Source organism: Neisseria sp. S1, assembly GCF_048060015.1.
Lineage (GTDB): Bacteria > Pseudomonadota > Gammaproteobacteria > Burkholderiales > Neisseriaceae > Neisseria > Neisseria arctica.
The window spans coordinates 92717-107196 of sequence record NZ_JBLUPI010000002.1; the positions used below are offsets into that span (position 1 = coordinate 92717).

The following is a 14480-nucleotide window of genomic DNA, read 5'->3' on the forward strand; positions in this document are numbered from 1 at the left end:
AACATTTACTAGATCATTACAACACTGAATGTTTGCACTATATGAAGCGTCAAGATGCTTGTCAATACAAATAAATACCTGAAAATCCTTTGACACATAATTTTTCAATGCTTTACACGATTATATGAACGATACGAAAACATTGCACAATCCGCCTCAAAAACTTCTTGCTTTTCCGTTAACAAAGCCGTCTGAAAAATAGTTTTCAGACGGCTTTGTTAAATATGCTATGGAAAGGTTGTTGCCCATCATTGGAGCAGGCTACCTCGCTTATTCCAAAGCTTCGGTAAGTTTTTTCTCGATTAAATCGGCATCAAACGATTTGGCAATCAGCTCGAAACGGCTGTCCCTCCGCCACGAAACCTGATTTGCACCCCATTGCCCGTCCACCCAATTGAGCCATACCCATGTACCCAATACTTGGAATACGCCTTTGGCACGCACCAAGCCTTCGGTCATCTTAGGCAAATCATTGAAGAAATTAGTCAGCCTTTCGCCGTCAAAGTCTTGCCCTGCCGGAAATGTAAAACCTTGCGACTGGAAACCCATCGTATTATCAGGCAATGCTTTAAGGCGGTAACGTGATTTCTCAATTACCGGCGTGTCCAGCCAGGCAATATCCATCTGTGCGTTTTCAACCTCGGCTACTAAAGCTTTAGGCGGAAACAGTTTGGCGGCTTTTTCGCGGAATTCAGCCATCGTTTCGGGTGTGCACAAATCGGTTTTACTCGCTACCAAAATATCGCATACGCCGATTTGGTCTTTATACAATGCCTGCATGGCGTAATCAGGATTAACAAACTGACGCGGATCAACCACGGTAAATACAGCAGCGATTTCCAAACTCTGATCCAAAGGAGGTGCTTTAAGCTCGTCAATCACACTGGCGGCATGAGCCAAACCGCTGGCCTCAATCATTAAGCGGTCGGGGGCGGTATCGCGCAACATTTTTTGAACCGTATTGCTCATTTGAGGGCCTGCGACACAGCATAAACAACCGCCTGCTATTTCGGCGACAGGTATGCCGTTATCACTCAATACGGCACCATCAATACCGATTTCACCGAATTCGTTGACGATAATTACCCATTTTTCGGCAGGGTCTTTTTGCGCCATCAAGCTTTTCAATGCGGTGGTTTTACCCGTACCCAAAAAGCCGGAAATCAAATGTACTTTGGTTTTTTTCACTGACATTGTTTGCAGATTCCTGTTAATACGACGTGTTCTTCTTTCAAGGCAAAGCCGCTGGCAGCCACACCTTCGCACAAAGCCGCCCATTCGCGGCTTAAAGTTTGCTCGTCTACCGAGCCGCACTCGGTACACACCAAAATAAACGCACTGTGGCGCGCCGCACTACCACCATCATGACAATGGTGGTCACATTGGTGGCGGGCATGACTGCACAATACATAACCGTTTACCGCAGCGACCTTATGCAGCACGCCTTGCTCCGCCCAAAAATCCAATGCGCGGTAAGCGGTAGGCGGTGCGACAACACCCTCGCTTTGCTGCTGCATCTGTGCCAAAACGGTATAAGCTTTGATTACACCGCTTTGCTGCAAAATAATATCAAGCACTTGCTCGCGCAAAGCAGTTACCTGCCCGCCCGTGCGTTTGGCTTGTTCGAGAATATTATGCTTTACCGAGTTCATAATCTTTTCAGACGGCCTATCAAGATTGTTACATTATAGCGTTATTTGTTACCCAAATCCGCCACTGAACCATATTGGCGTGATAAAAACGCCGGACAAGCCGGCGCATAAGAAAATACTGTCGGCCTGATAACAAACCGGACATAATACTTGCAGTTACATTCACTCTTTGCGCAACTCTTTGGGCAATACAAAGATAATATTCTCTTCTACCCCTTCGCCCTCGCGCACGGTATTGAAACCCCAGCCGTCTATCTTAGCCACAACTTCCTGCACCAACACTTCGGGGGCCGATGCGCCTGCGGTAATACCCACTTTACGCTTACCTTCAAACCATTCTGGCCTCAGATAACTTGCATTATCAACCATATAGGCATCCACACCACGCAAAGCGGCCACTTCGCGCAACCGGTTGCTGTTGGAAGAATTGGGCGAGCCCACCACCACCACTACGTCACAATCTTGAGCCAAAGCCTTAACGGCCTCTTGACGGTTGGTTGTGGCATAGCAGATATCTTCTTTATGCGGGCTGCGGATATTCGGGAACCGTGCTTTCAACGCATCAATAATATCCTTGGTTTCGTCTACCGAAAGTGTTGTTTGGCTCACATGCGAGAGTTTGTCAGTATCCACCACCTCCAATGAAGCCACATCTTCTACGGTTTCCACCAACAGCATATGCCCGGGCGGCAGTTGGCCCATCGTTCCCTCTACTTCGGGATGGCCCTTATGGCCAATCATAATAATCTGATAGCCCTGCGCATCCAAACGGGCAACTTCTTTATGTACTTTCGTAACAAGCGGACAAGTAGCATCGAATACGCGGAAACCGCGTTCGGCCGCTTCATTTTGAACGGCCTTCGACACACCGTGCGCAGAATAAATCAGGGTAGCACCAGGTGGCACGTCCGCCAAATCCTCAATAAAAACGGCACCTTTTTCACGCAGGTTATCCACTACGAATTTGTTATGAACTACTTCGTGGCGCACGTAAATCGGTGCGCCGAACTCTTCAAGCGCACGCTCGACAATACTGATGGCACGGTCTACTCCCGCACAAAAGCCGCGAGGATTAGCCAGCATAATGGTTTTATTTGTTGTCATTTGTATTTCTCTGTAATCGGATAAATATCAGGCTTTCAGACGGCCCATCTATAATATTTAAGCGTTTTTTTCCGGCTCTTGTTTATGCTTGAACCCGTCTAAAACCAAAAGAACCGCGCCCACGCAAATAAAACTATCCGCAACGTTAAATGCGGGGTAATACCAGTTTTGCCAGTAAAAAAGTAAAAAATCGATTACATGGCCGTGAAGCATTCGGTCAATCACATTACCCAGCGCGCCACCTATAATCATCGCCGCACCCAATTTTCCGCGACAGCCGAATTCATCTTTTACAATAGCTCTCGCCAAATACGCACACACGAGCACCGCTAAGGCCAAGAAAAAATATTTTTGCCAACCGCCGGCCTCGGCCAAGAAGCTGAATGCCGCACCGGTGTTGTATACCAACGTTAAATCGAAAAAATTAGGAATGATATTCAACCGTTCGGCAAATTCAAAACGCTCCAGTACGGTGATTTTGGTAATTTGGTCTAATACGATAGCCGCTGCCGCCAGCAGCCAATATTTCATTGTGGATTTTTTTTCAGTAGCCATACATCACAGACAACCAGTTAAACAAGAAAAGCATTTTACCCGATTAGCACCCTCTAGGGGCGAATTTGCAAAAGATTGGCACATTTCACACCCAAAGCTTACAAATAATGCCGTCTGAAAGCTTTTCAGACGGCATTATTAAAACAGAACATACCGAAACAGGTTTGAGTGCACTGCTTTCTTTATTAATGCATTACCTGTTGCAAGAATTGTTTGGCGCGTTCGGTTTTGGGATTTTTGAAAAATTCCTCAGGCACGGCATCTTCGAGGATTTGGCCGTGGTCAACAAAAATCACCCGATCCGCCACCTCGCGGGCAAAGCCCATTTCGTGGGTCACACACATCATGGTCATACCGCTTAAGGCCAAATCTTTCATAACGCGCAATACTTCTCCCACCATTTCAGGATCGAGTGCGGAGGTAGGCTCGTCAAACAACATTACCCGCGGCTCCATTGCCAAGCCGCGTGCAATAGCCACACGCTGCTGCTGCCCGCCCGAAAGCTGAGCCGGCATAGCATCTTTTTTATGCTCCAAGCCGACACGTTTCAAAAGTTCGATGGCTTTTTTCTCTGCCTCTTCACGGCTAAGCTTTTTCACTTTCATCGGAGAAAGAATAATATTCTCCAACACCGTTAAATGAGGGTAGAGGTTAAAACTTTGAAATACGAAACCTACTTCGGCACGAACCTTATTCAAATCGGTTTTGGCATCGGCAACATTCACGCCGTCTACCCAGATTTCCCCCTCCTGAATTTGCTCAAGCTGGTTCACGGTACGGATAAGTGTTGATTTGCCGCTGCCCGAAGGGCCGCACACTACGACTACTTCGCCTTGTTTTACTTCAAGATTTACGCCGTTAATAACATGCAAATCTTTAAAATACTTGTGTACGTTCTTAAATTTAATCATTGCTCTTTGTTCTTCCAACTGTTCAGACGGCCTTATTCAACAAATAGTTGCTTAACGCCACATATAATTCCGGCTTCACATGCTCGGCTCTGTCTTGCGGATTGATACCAACGGCGGCCAAATCCTCATCAGTTGCCATGTCTTTCAGATTATTACGTATGGTTTTCCGCCGCTGTGCGAAAGCCGCTTTTACCAATTTGCCAAAATGCCCGAAATCCGCCGCTACTCCCAAACGTCCCGGCTGGGGAATCATCCGAACGACTGCCGAATTAACTTTAGGGGCGGGATCGAAAGATTCCGGCGGCACATCCAGCAAATATTCCATATCGAAAAAATACTGAAGCATCACGCTTAAGCGGCCGTAATCATTGCTTTTAGGCTCGGCCACCATGCGCTCCACCACCTCTTTTTGCAGCATAAAATGCATGTCGTACACATCGTCCGCCACTTCGCTCAAACGAAACAGCAAAGGTGTCGAAATATTATAGGGCAGGTTTCCGACGATTTTCTTTTTACCCGGCACACTGTGAAAATCAAAAGCAAGAACGTCTCCCTCATGAATCACCAACTTATCGGCAAACGGAAGCGTTTTCAAACGTTTGATAATATCTCGGTCGATTTCGATGACATGCAGACGGTTCAATTTTTTCGCCAACGGCTCGGTAATTGCCGCCAACCCGGGGCCGATTTCAATTACCACATCATCCGGCTGCGGGCGCACTGCGTTTACGATATCACTGATAATGCGCGTATCTTGCAAAAAATTCTGCCCGAAACGCTTGCGGGCCTTATGTTCTTTCATCATCTTTCCGCATCTGGAATTTCAAGCGCGTATTGTAACCGAAAACCACACATTGTTGCGGCGAAAATCAGTTCCGGCCGCCATCTTTTCCTCTTCGCACGGAGCCCATCCAAAATCCGCTATAATAAACGGCTTTACTGATTTCAAATATTTGCCGTAATGAATCATTTTGCTCTTAAATAACGCTTCTCGAATCGGCCGGGCTTAAACTACCCGCATTTGCCCCATCATTGCTTGTAACATTATATGTATGTTGCCGCCGAATATATAAAAAAAGCACAAAGTACAAAATAAAACGTATGGAAACACCAGAAAAAACCAATAAAAACAATTTAGCTATTGATTACAAAGGTACGCGCCGATTATCGGTTGCCCCCATGCTCGACTGGACCGACCGCCATTACCGCTATATGGCCCGTCAGATTACGCGCCATACATGGCTCTACACCGAGATGATTAATGCCGGAGCGGTTATTCACGGGGATCCTGTCCGCTTTTTGTTGAAAGACGAATGCGAAAACCCCGTTGCTTTGCAATTAGGCGGCAGCGAACCTGCCGATTTGGCCAAGGCGGCCGCTAAGGCAGCCGCATATGGCTATGATGAAATCAACCTCAATTGCGGATGCCCCAGCCCGCGCGTTCAAAAAGGCGCGTTCGGAGCCTGCCTGATGAACGAACCCTTATTGGTGGCCGACTGCCTCAATGCCATGCAGGATGCCGTCCCCGATTGCAGCATCACCGTCAAACACCGCATCGGTGTCGACCGCCAAACAGACTATCAAGTCGTGGCCGATTTTGTCGGAACCTTACACGAGCGCACCGCCTGCACCACCTACATCGTACATGCCCGTAATGCTTGGCTGGACGGTTTATCGCCCAAAGAAAACCGTGAAATCCCACCGCTGAAATACGATTACGTTTACCGGCTCAAACAAGAATTTCCTCATTTGGAAATTATCATCAACGGCGGCATCACCACCAATCAACAAATCAGCGAGCATTTGCAGCATGTTGATGGCGTGATGGTCGGGCGCGAAGCCTATCATAATCCTATGCTGATGCGCGATTGGGATAAGCTTTTCTACGGTAGCGATACAGAGGGTATCAGTCATGCCGAATTGGTCACCAAACTGCAAACATATGCAGCAGCACAAATCTCCGCCGGGCGCGGCACCATTCTGCGCCACATGGCCCGCCATTATCTCGGTCTGATGCACGGTCTCAAAGGCGCTCGGACTTGGCGACGCATCCTTTCTGATGCCGAAATGCTCAAATCCAACAACCCTGCCCTACTGGCCGAAGCGTGGGCACATGTTGCGAAGGCAAACTTTGAAAACGAACGGTAAAGCAATTAAGAGCCGATCCTTAAAATGCATCGGCTCTTAAAACAACACATCAGCTATACAATATTAATATCAAGTGTTATAAACATTCATACGGCAACACCCTAGTTTTCAGACGGCATCGCCACCGCACTTGAATGCAACACCAAAACCAATCTGCCTAAATGCACCTATAAAACCGTCATCCATACCTTTCTTTGATTGGTCGATAGCAATCAAAATCTACTTTTCCCGGAAAACAATAGCAGCTCCTTTTGGCACTAACAAAAAATTCAGCTTTTATCCGACAAATAACGGCGAATATAAAAATGCCGTCTGAAAATTTTCAGACGGCATTTCTACGAATAAACCAAAACTACACTTATACAACACCTTGTGCCAGCATGGCATCGGCCACTTTGACAAAACCGGCAATATTGGCACCGTTTACATAATTCACATAACCACCATCATCTTTGCCGTAGCGCAAACAAGCTTCGTGGATATCAGTCATAATGGTGTGCAAGCGGTTGTTCACCTGATCTGCCGGCCATGAAAGACGCAAGGCATTTTGACTCATTTCCAAACCTGAAGTGGCTACACCGCCCGCATTGCTGGCTTTACCGGGCGCATACAGGATACGAGCTTTAATAAATGCTTCCACCGCTCCCATAGTGCTGGGCATATTCGCCCCCTCTGCCACACAGAAACAGCCGTTCGACAACAATACGGCGGCATCTTTCTCATCCAATTCGTTTTGAGTGGCGCAAGGCAGAGCAATATCGCACGGAACACGCCATGGACGCTCCCCTTCGAAATACGGCAAACCTTGCTCTTGGGCATATACGGAAAGACGCTCGCGACGCTCGTTTTTCAGCTCCATCAAGGCTCTCAATTGTGCTTCCGTCATACCCTCGGGGAAATGTACGAAGCCGGCCGAGTCGGATACGGTCAACACTTTGGCTTCACGTTGGAGCAATTTTTCGCAAGCATATTGGGCAACATTACCCGAACCGGAAACGGTAACGGTTTTACCGGCCAAATTATCATTGCGTGTTGCCAGCATCGCTTCTGCAAAATAAACCGTGCCGTAACCTGTGGCCTCCGGACGGATCAGGCTACCGCCGTAAGTCAGGCCTTTACCCGTCAACACAGAGGTAAACTCATTGGCCAACCGTTTATATTGGCCGTAAAGATAACCGATTTCGCGCGCACCCACGCCGATATCGCCTGCGGGTACGTCGGTATCCGGACCGATATGACGAAACAATTCAGTCATAAATGATTGGCAAAAGCGCATTACTTCGGCATCACTCTTACCTTTCGGATCAAAGTCGGCACCACCTTTACCACCGCCCATAGGCAGCGTGGTGAGCGCGTTTTTAAACACTTGCTCAAATGCCAAAAATTTTAATACGCCCAAATCAACGCTTGGATGAAAACGCAAACCGCCTTTATAAGGGCCGATAGCCGAATTCATTTGTACACGGTATCCGCGGTTAACTTGCACCTCTCCTTTGTCGTCCACCCACGGTACACGGAACATAATCACGCGCTCGGGCTCTACGATACGCTCAAGCAGGCCTTGGCGGGTATAACGCGGATTATTGGCCAAAAACGGTTCAAGGCTCATAAAAACTTCTTCTACAGCCTGATGGAAAACCGCCTGATTGGGATCGCGCTGTTTAACTTTTTGAAAAAGGCTGTTTAAATCTGTAGCCATTTAGTTTCTCCGAATATTTAGTCTAGGCAGGCCGGCTATCGGGCTCCAGATACGCTGAAATCAAGCTTCGGCCGACCAATGAGGCAAGCATAACACATAATGGCACATAATGACCGCATCTCGATATTCCGAATCGCCACAAAACATATCATTAACACTTTGTAACACTGCCTGTACCCGAATCAAATACAGCCAAAAACGAGGGCGGCATACCGCTTAAAACTAATTTTTCAAGGCTAATTTTAATATTATAATGGAGACATTTTTCAAAAATCAGAAAGCATGAAGCCATGAAAGCATATCAAGATTTGATGCGCCACGTACTTGATAACGGCGTCGACAAATCCGATCGTACCGGCACGGGCACCCGTTCCGTGTTCGGTTATCAAATGCGCTTTGATTTAAGTAAAGGGTTTCCCTTGCTCACTACCAAAAAGCTGCATTTGCGCTCAATTATCCACGAGCTGTTATGGTTTCTCAAAGGTGACACAAACATCAAATATTTGAAAGAAAACAATGTTTCGATTTGGGACGAGTGGGCCGACGAAAACGGTGAGCTCGGGCCGGTTTACGGTTACCAATGGCGCTCATGGCCCGCACCCGACGGGCGCCATATCGACCAAATCAGTAATCTTGTCGAGCAGATTAAAAACAATCCGGATTCCCGCCGTTTGATTGTTTCGGCATGGAATCCTGCTTTAGTTGACGAGATGGCACTGCCGCCTTGTCATGCTTTATTTCAATTTTATGTAGCCGAAGGCAAGCTTTCCTGCCAACTCTACCAGCGCAGCGCGGATATTTTCCTCGGCGTGCCGTTTAATATAGCCAGCTATGCACTGCTTACCATGATGATTGCGCAAGTATGCGGCCTGAAACCGGGTGAGTTTATTCATACATTCGGCGACGCCCATCTCTACAGCAATCATTTCGAGCAGGCAAAACTACAGCTTAGCCGCGAACCGCGCAAACTGCCGGTTATGAAACTCAATCCGGAGATAACTAATCTGTTTGATTTCACCTTCGATGATTTCGAACTGAGCGGTTATGATCCGCATCCGCATATCAAAGCCCAAGTTGCCGTATAGGCAATACTCAGATAAAGGCCGTCTGAAACGTATTTTACAGTTTTCAGACGGCCTGTTTTTTTATAATATTGCCCGACAACTCCAATCAGGCGGGACCGATAAAATCCCCGCCGTACTTTCTTACTCTGCAAAGGATTGCAATGAAACCTTCTTTCCGACTCTCCGCCGCCGCCCTAACTGCGGCATTAGCCCTCTCTGCCTGTGCGCCCGGGGAAAAAACTGCCGAAGAAAAACCGGCTGAAGCCAAAGCAAGTATCGTTACCCGCAATAATGTTACCGAACCGCAATCACTCGACCCCCACCAAATCACGGGTATTCCCGAAATCAATATCGTACGGGATTTGTTTGAAGGCTTGGTTGAAACCGATGAAAAAGGCGATGTTATTCCCGCAGCCGCCGAATCATGGGAAAGCAGCGACAATAAAATATGGCGCTTCAAGCTCCGCCCGGATGCCAAATGGAGTAACGGCGACCCGCTTACCGCGGAAGATTTTGTTTACAGCTGGCGCAGGCTTGTCGACCCGGCTACCGCATCCCAATACGCTTCTTACTTACAAGCTGCCAAAATTGAAAGCATCGATGATATCTTATCCGGCAAAAAATCACCCGATACGCTCGGCGTAAAAGCGATTGATCCGCATACACTTGAAATTACCCTTACCGCCCCGGTGCCCTATTTTCCGAAAATGCTCTTTCACGCAGCAACCAAGCCCGTGCACCGTGCTACCGTTGAAAAATTCGGCAACAAATGGACTCAGCCTGAAAACTTTATCGGCAACGGTCCTTACACGCTCGACAAATGGGTAGTTAACGAGCGTATCGAACTACGGAAAAACCCGCAATACCGCGAAGCGGGCAAAGTACAGATCGAACGTGTGGCCTTCTTACCTATCGGTTCTCAAACCGACGATGTTGCACGCTATCTGGCCGGAGAAGTTGATATTACCGATGCCCTGCCGCCCGAAATGTTTGCCAAACTGAAAACAGAGCATCCCAAAGAGCTGATGTTCAGCCCTTCACTGTGTACTTACTACTTTGAAATCAACAACCAAAAGGCTCCGTTTAACGATGCCCGCGTGCGTAAAGCCCTTTCGCTAACACTCGATCGTGACACCATTGTCGAAAAAGTATTGGGACGCGGTGAAGAACCGGCCTATAACCTCACCCGTATCGGTACTGCCGATTTCGTACCTTATGTGCCCGCCTGGACAAAAACCGACTATGCCGCCCGTGTTGCCGAAGCACAAAAACTGCTGACGGAAGCGGGATACGGCCCCTCGAAACCACTGAAGTTCACATTCCTATACAACACTTCGGAACAACATAAAAAAATCGCCGTTGCCGCCGCTTCAATGTGGAAGCAAGCTTTGGATTTCGTCGACGTCAAATTGGAAAACCAAGAGTGGAAGACCTACCTCGACAACCGCCGCAGCGGCAGCTACCAACTGGCGCGCGCATCTTGGTGCGGCGACTACAACGAGCCTTCTACCTTCCTCAATACTTTGCGCAGCAACAACAGCAGCAACCGTGCTTTCTATAAAAATCCGAACTACGATAAGCTTTTGGACAAAACACTTGATGCCGGTATTACCGCTGCCGAACGCAGCGAGCTTTACCGCCAGGCCGAAGCCAAAATCGATGAAGACAGCGCGGTTATTCCCGTATACGGCTATGTGAACTCCCGCTTGGTAAAACCGCATATCGGCGGCTATTCAACGGAAGACGTATTAAACGAACTACCCAGCAAGCGTTTGTTTATTAAAAAATAAACTTACAGGCTTTCTGGTCGTAAAAAACCGCCTCATGCAACAAGCCCCGCCAAACACATTCGGCGGGGCTTATATTTTTCAGTCTAGCGGGATAATGCCTTTATTGCCGCAACTCATTCATGATTCAAATAACACCTCCGCAAAATTTTCAGACGGCCTCAATCTGTTTTCAAGCGTACTTCCATCATGCCCCGTAAAGCATTGCACAACATAACGGCTTCGGCATTTTGCAGCTGCGAGTATGTAATGCGGCTTTCGCAAACTTGTCTGCGGCCCAAATAATGCTGTGGGTTCTCCAACACTTCACGGCGCATAACGCCGTCTAAAATATCCAAATCGGCAGCCGGAGTATGCCAGATACCGTTCAGCTTCACCCATACCGAGCTTCGTCCGCCCTCAAGCAAAAAACCACTGCGGTTGAAAAACAAACTGTCAAACGCTCCTTGCCGCACGGCGTGTTGCCAACCCGCATCGTAAATGCCGCGGTATGTGGTTTTGAAACGGCGTAAGTAATCGTTATCAGGCAATACGGTATCCGACACCAGCACATATTGCGCTTCCTGCCCAAGTGGCGGACATGGTGAATGTTCAAAAGACAATCCCTCCCGTGTCAGCACAATTTTTACACGGTAGACACCGATATCAGGCAACGCCCCCACATAAGCGGAAATATCAGCAGCGGCCGTATCCGGCAAAGGAAGATTCAACGCTACGGAACTGCGCCGTAAACGGGCGATATGCGCCGCAAGCAGCCGGCAGGTTCGATTTTCAACACGCAATGTTTCGAAAACACCGAATTCCGGCTGCAAATCATTTAAAAAGCGGGCTTTCCAACGACATTCGGTATATTCGTCCGCCCCCACGCTATCGGCCACGATACCCGAACCGACACCGTAAATACCTTGATAGAGGCCGTCTGAAACCAGCTTTAATTGCAAACTGCGTATCACTACATTCAAAGTGCCGTGAAAACCCAATCCGCCCGCACAAGGCGCCAACCAACCGATGCTGCCGGTATAAAGGCCGCGCGGAGCCGCTTCAATTGACCGGATAATCTGCATACTCATACGCTTGGGCGCGCCCGTAATCGAACCGCAAGGAAAGGCCGCCTGAAAAATATCCGCTGCTCCGATATCCGGCTTAGCTTGCGCCTGAACCGCACTGGTCATCTGCCAAACGCTGCCGAAACGCGAAACCTTAAACGGTTCCGGCACACGTACGCCGCCCGTAACCGCGATTTTGCCCAAATCATTGCGTAACAAGTCGACAATCATAACGTTTTCGGCACGGTTTTTTTCATCGGCCTGTAATGCCTGCGCACGCTGTTCGTCTTGACCGTCACCCAACACCGGCGCCGTTCCTTTCATCGGTTCGGTCGTAATCAGGCCGTCTGAACCGATATTCAGAAAAAGCTCGGGAGAAAAGCACAAAGTCCAATTCGTTTCACCACTTTCAGACGGCAAAGCCGCCAGAGCCGCATAAGGCACGGGCTGGCGCAAGCGGTGGTAGAGTTTGAAAGGCGAACCATAAGCTTTCAAGTGCAGGCGCGTGGTGTAATTGATTTGGTAGGTATCACCCCGCGCAATCGCTTCTTGGATTGCTGCCACCGCACGCAAATAATCCGCCTCACCCGTATCGCTCTGCGGCATCGAAATACCTGCAGGAACATCTGCTTGGTATTGTTCTGCCAACCATGATTCGGGATTTTCAACAGGGTTACACTCGGCAAACCAATGCACCGCCAAATTTCCCGCCGCCGGCGCATCCAACCCCATCAGCGGCAAGCCGAATTCATAGTCCGCCCACAATACCGCGTGCAGCCCTTCTGCCCATCCCGCCTGTAAAACAGTATCCAGCTGCGGCAAATCCTGTGCGGTCAAAAAACGGCTGTAACAGTATTGGCGGTACAACTTCGCACGATTGGCCACAGCATCGTCGAACAATACAAAATGTAGCATAAATATAACGCAATAGACCTAAAAGAAAGCAGGATTATATAGTGAATCGGCACTTTAGATACGTATGAAAAACAATAAGACGCATAGGGAAAAATCCGCTTATACGACAAGCCTATGGCCAAAGTATGGCCGAGGTACACAAACCGTGCCGAAAAATATGCCGCAATCACATGTTTTATGTCAAAAACATGTTGAAATCCGATGTAATTTTTTTGTTTATTTTTGTAAACAGCGTTAAAATACAACTGAAAGAACAGCTTCTTCCTAATACGGGAGACCTTTGTAAAAACAGTAAACAAACGGCTCTAAACAAAGCAAAAAATATACCGGTATATCAAATATGCTGTTTTTACAAAGGTCTCAACAATATTCAATCACATAAAGGAGTTAAAGTATGACCGACCATCAACTAAAACCATTTGAAGCAGTGGATTTGGGCGATAAAAAAGACAAATTGGCGGTTTTCGAAGAAGCTGTTCTGGAGCATAAAGGCCGTGTCAGCAATGAAGACTCAAATGCCGCCCCTCTGCCCGAAAGCTACCCCTACCGCACCCGCATGAGCCGCCGCGTGTATGAGAAAGAAAAGAAAAAACTACAAATCGAGCTTTTGAAAGTACAAAGTTGGGTGAAAGATTCGGGGCAGCGTATCGTCAGCATTTTCGAAGGTCGCGATGCTGCCGGTAAAGGCGGTACCATCAAACGCTTTATGGAGCATCTCAACCCTCGTGGCGCCCGTGTAGTGGCTTTGGAAAAACCGACAGAAACCGAAAAAGGCCAATGGTATTTCCAACGCTATATCCAAAATTTGCCGACCGCCGGCGAAATGGTGTTTTTTGACCGTTCATGGTACAACCGCGCAGGCGTAGAACGCGTAATGGGCTTCTGCCAGCCCCACGAATACCTGCTGTTTATGCGTCAAACTCCCGAATTCGAACGTATGTTGGTAAGCAGCGGTATTCATTTGTTTAAATTCTGGTTCTCCGTAAGCCGCGAAGAACAACTGCGCCGCTTTATCTCACGCCGCGACGATCCCCTAAAGCACTGGAAGCTCTCTCCGGTAGATATCCAATCGCTTGACCGCTGGGACGACTATACCGAAGCTAAAAACGCTATGTTCTTCCACACCCATACCGGCGATGCACCGTGGATGGTTATCAAATCGGACGATAAGAAACGTGCCCGTTTGAACTGTATCCGTGCTTTCTTACATGCACTGGACTACCCGGGTAAAGACGAACAAGCCATCGGTGCAGTCGATCCTTTAATCGTACAAATGCCGAACACCGTATTTAAAGACAGCGACTTCGATGTAATTGCCGATTAATTTAGCAATATTTTGCCAACATATCCATAAAAGCCTTCTGAAATATTCAATTTGAGAAGGTTTTTTTATCATTTGACTTACCGCAACTTTCTTTATTTAAAACAATCTAACACTTTTACGGATATGTTAATCTTATCGGGTATGTTCGGTCGGATAAAGCAGACAATCAATTTTGCTGCTTTAATCCACCTGTTCGCAATAAAAACGACGGTGTATCCGCAAGCATGCTGCCGTGCGCCTTCCTTTTTATTGCGGACGGCTCTCCATCCGCTCGG

General features: G+C 47.9%; 12 protein-coding genes. 4 read left to right on the forward strand and 8 right to left on the reverse strand.

The window, feature by feature from the left end:
- Positions 1-270 precede the first annotated feature (270 nt).
- The 6 genes from ACEPPX_RS02080 to rsmA form a co-directional block, all read right to left on the reverse strand.
- On the reverse strand, positions 271-1194 hold the full coding sequence (locus ACEPPX_RS02080; protein ID WP_416622756.1) for a CobW family GTP-binding protein: 924 nt from the start codon (positions 1192-1194) through the stop codon (positions 271-273).
- A complete protein-coding gene (locus tag ACEPPX_RS02085; protein ID WP_416622757.1) occupies positions 1185-1652 on the reverse strand; it encodes a Fur family transcriptional regulator in 468 nt (155 codons plus the stop codon). Before ACEPPX_RS02085 ends, ACEPPX_RS02080 begins: the two co-directional genes overlap by 10 nt.
- Before the next feature lie 162 nt (positions 1653-1814).
- Positions 1815-2756, reverse strand: a complete 942-nt coding sequence (ispH, locus tag ACEPPX_RS02090; protein ID WP_416622758.1) for a 4-hydroxy-3-methylbut-2-enyl diphosphate reductase — start codon at positions 2754-2756, stop codon at positions 1815-1817.
- Positions 2757-2813: 57 nt separating this feature from the next.
- A complete protein-coding gene (gene lspA / locus ACEPPX_RS02095; protein WP_047760381.1) occupies positions 2814-3311 on the reverse strand; it encodes a signal peptidase II in 498 nt (165 codons plus the stop codon).
- A gap of 185 nt (positions 3312-3496) precedes the next feature.
- A complete protein-coding gene (locus ACEPPX_RS02100) occupies positions 3497-4222 on the reverse strand; it encodes an amino acid ABC transporter ATP-binding protein (protein WP_047760382.1) in 726 nt (241 codons plus the stop codon).
- Between the two features lie 22 nt (positions 4223-4244).
- The gene (gene rsmA, locus ACEPPX_RS02105; protein ID WP_416622759.1) at positions 4245-5024 is read right to left on the reverse strand and encodes a 16S rRNA (adenine(1518)-N(6)/adenine(1519)-N(6))-dimethyltransferase RsmA; all 780 of its coding nucleotides are present in this window, start codon (positions 5022-5024) and stop codon (positions 4245-4247) included.
- Positions 5025-5323: 299 nt separating this feature from the next.
- On the opposite strand from rsmA, the gene dusA reads away from it, so the two are divergent.
- Positions 5324-6370: a tRNA dihydrouridine(20/20a) synthase DusA gene (gene dusA, locus ACEPPX_RS02110; RefSeq protein WP_416622760.1), complete on the forward strand. Its 1047-nt coding sequence runs from the start codon at positions 5324-5326 to the stop codon at positions 6368-6370.
- A gap of 358 nt (positions 6371-6728) precedes the next feature.
- Here the strand turns inward: dusA and gdhA are convergent, their stop codons facing one another.
- The gene (gene gdhA, locus ACEPPX_RS02115) at positions 6729-8069 is read right to left on the reverse strand and encodes an NADP-specific glutamate dehydrogenase (protein WP_416622761.1); all 1341 of its coding nucleotides are present in this window, start codon (positions 8067-8069) and stop codon (positions 6729-6731) included.
- 290 nt (positions 8070-8359) lie between these two features.
- On the opposite strand from gdhA, the gene ACEPPX_RS02120 reads away from it, so the two are divergent.
- Positions 8360-9154, forward strand: coding sequence for a thymidylate synthase (locus tag ACEPPX_RS02120; protein WP_416622762.1), 795 nt, complete (start codon positions 8360-8362; stop codon positions 9152-9154).
- Positions 9155-9294: 140 nt separating this feature from the next.
- The gene (locus ACEPPX_RS02125; RefSeq protein WP_416622763.1) at positions 9295-10923 is read left to right on the forward strand and encodes an ABC transporter substrate-binding protein; all 1629 of its coding nucleotides are present in this window, start codon (positions 9295-9297) and stop codon (positions 10921-10923) included.
- Positions 10924-11081: 158 nt separating this feature from the next.
- Here the strand turns inward: ACEPPX_RS02125 and ACEPPX_RS02130 are convergent, their stop codons facing one another.
- Positions 11082-12881, reverse strand: coding sequence for a chorismate-binding protein (locus tag ACEPPX_RS02130; RefSeq protein ID WP_416622764.1), 1800 nt, complete (start codon positions 12879-12881; stop codon positions 11082-11084).
- 394 nt (positions 12882-13275) lie between these two features.
- Here ACEPPX_RS02130 and ppk2 point away from each other — a divergent pair, with 394 nt between their 5' ends.
- The gene (ppk2, locus tag ACEPPX_RS02135) at positions 13276-14205 is read left to right on the forward strand and encodes a polyphosphate kinase 2 (RefSeq protein WP_047760389.1); all 930 of its coding nucleotides are present in this window, start codon (positions 13276-13278) and stop codon (positions 14203-14205) included.
- The last annotated feature ends 275 nt before the right edge of the window (positions 14206-14480 follow it).

What these genes read in the sequence shown, in the direction of transcription:
- ACEPPX_RS02080 (WP_416622756.1), bottom strand. Translation starts at nt 1,194, where the DNA reads ATGTCAGTGAAAAAAACCAAAGTACATTTGATTTCCGGCTTTTTGGGT.
- ACEPPX_RS02085 (WP_416622757.1), bottom strand. Translation starts at nt 1,652, where the DNA reads ATGAACTCGGTAAAGCATAATATTCTCGAACAAGCCAAACGCACGGGC.
- ispH (WP_416622758.1), bottom strand. Translation starts at nt 2,756, where the DNA reads ATGACAACAAATAAAACCATTATGCTGGCTAATCCTCGCGGCTTTTGT.
- lspA (WP_047760381.1), bottom strand. Translation starts at nt 3,311, where the DNA reads ATGGCTACTGAAAAAAAATCCACAATGAAATATTGGCTGCTGGCGGCA.
- ACEPPX_RS02100 (WP_047760382.1), bottom strand. Translation starts at nt 4,222, where the DNA reads ATGATTAAATTTAAGAACGTACACAAGTATTTTAAAGATTTGCATGTT.
- rsmA (WP_416622759.1), bottom strand. Translation starts at nt 5,024, where the DNA reads ATGAAAGAACATAAGGCCCGCAAGCGTTTCGGGCAGAATTTTTTGCAA.
- dusA (WP_416622760.1), top strand. Translation starts at nt 5,324, where the DNA reads ATGGAAACACCAGAAAAAACCAATAAAAACAATTTAGCTATTGATTAC.
- gdhA (WP_416622761.1), bottom strand. Translation starts at nt 8,069, where the DNA reads ATGGCTACAGATTTAAACAGCCTTTTTCAAAAAGTTAAACAGCGCGAT.
- ACEPPX_RS02120 (WP_416622762.1), top strand. Translation starts at nt 8,360, where the DNA reads ATGAAAGCATATCAAGATTTGATGCGCCACGTACTTGATAACGGCGTC.
- ACEPPX_RS02125 (WP_416622763.1), top strand. Translation starts at nt 9,295, where the DNA reads ATGAAACCTTCTTTCCGACTCTCCGCCGCCGCCCTAACTGCGGCATTA.
- ACEPPX_RS02130 (WP_416622764.1), bottom strand. Translation starts at nt 12,881, where the DNA reads ATGCTACATTTTGTATTGTTCGACGATGCTGTGGCCAATCGTGCGAAG.
- ppk2 (WP_047760389.1), top strand. Translation starts at nt 13,276, where the DNA reads ATGACCGACCATCAACTAAAACCATTTGAAGCAGTGGATTTGGGCGAT.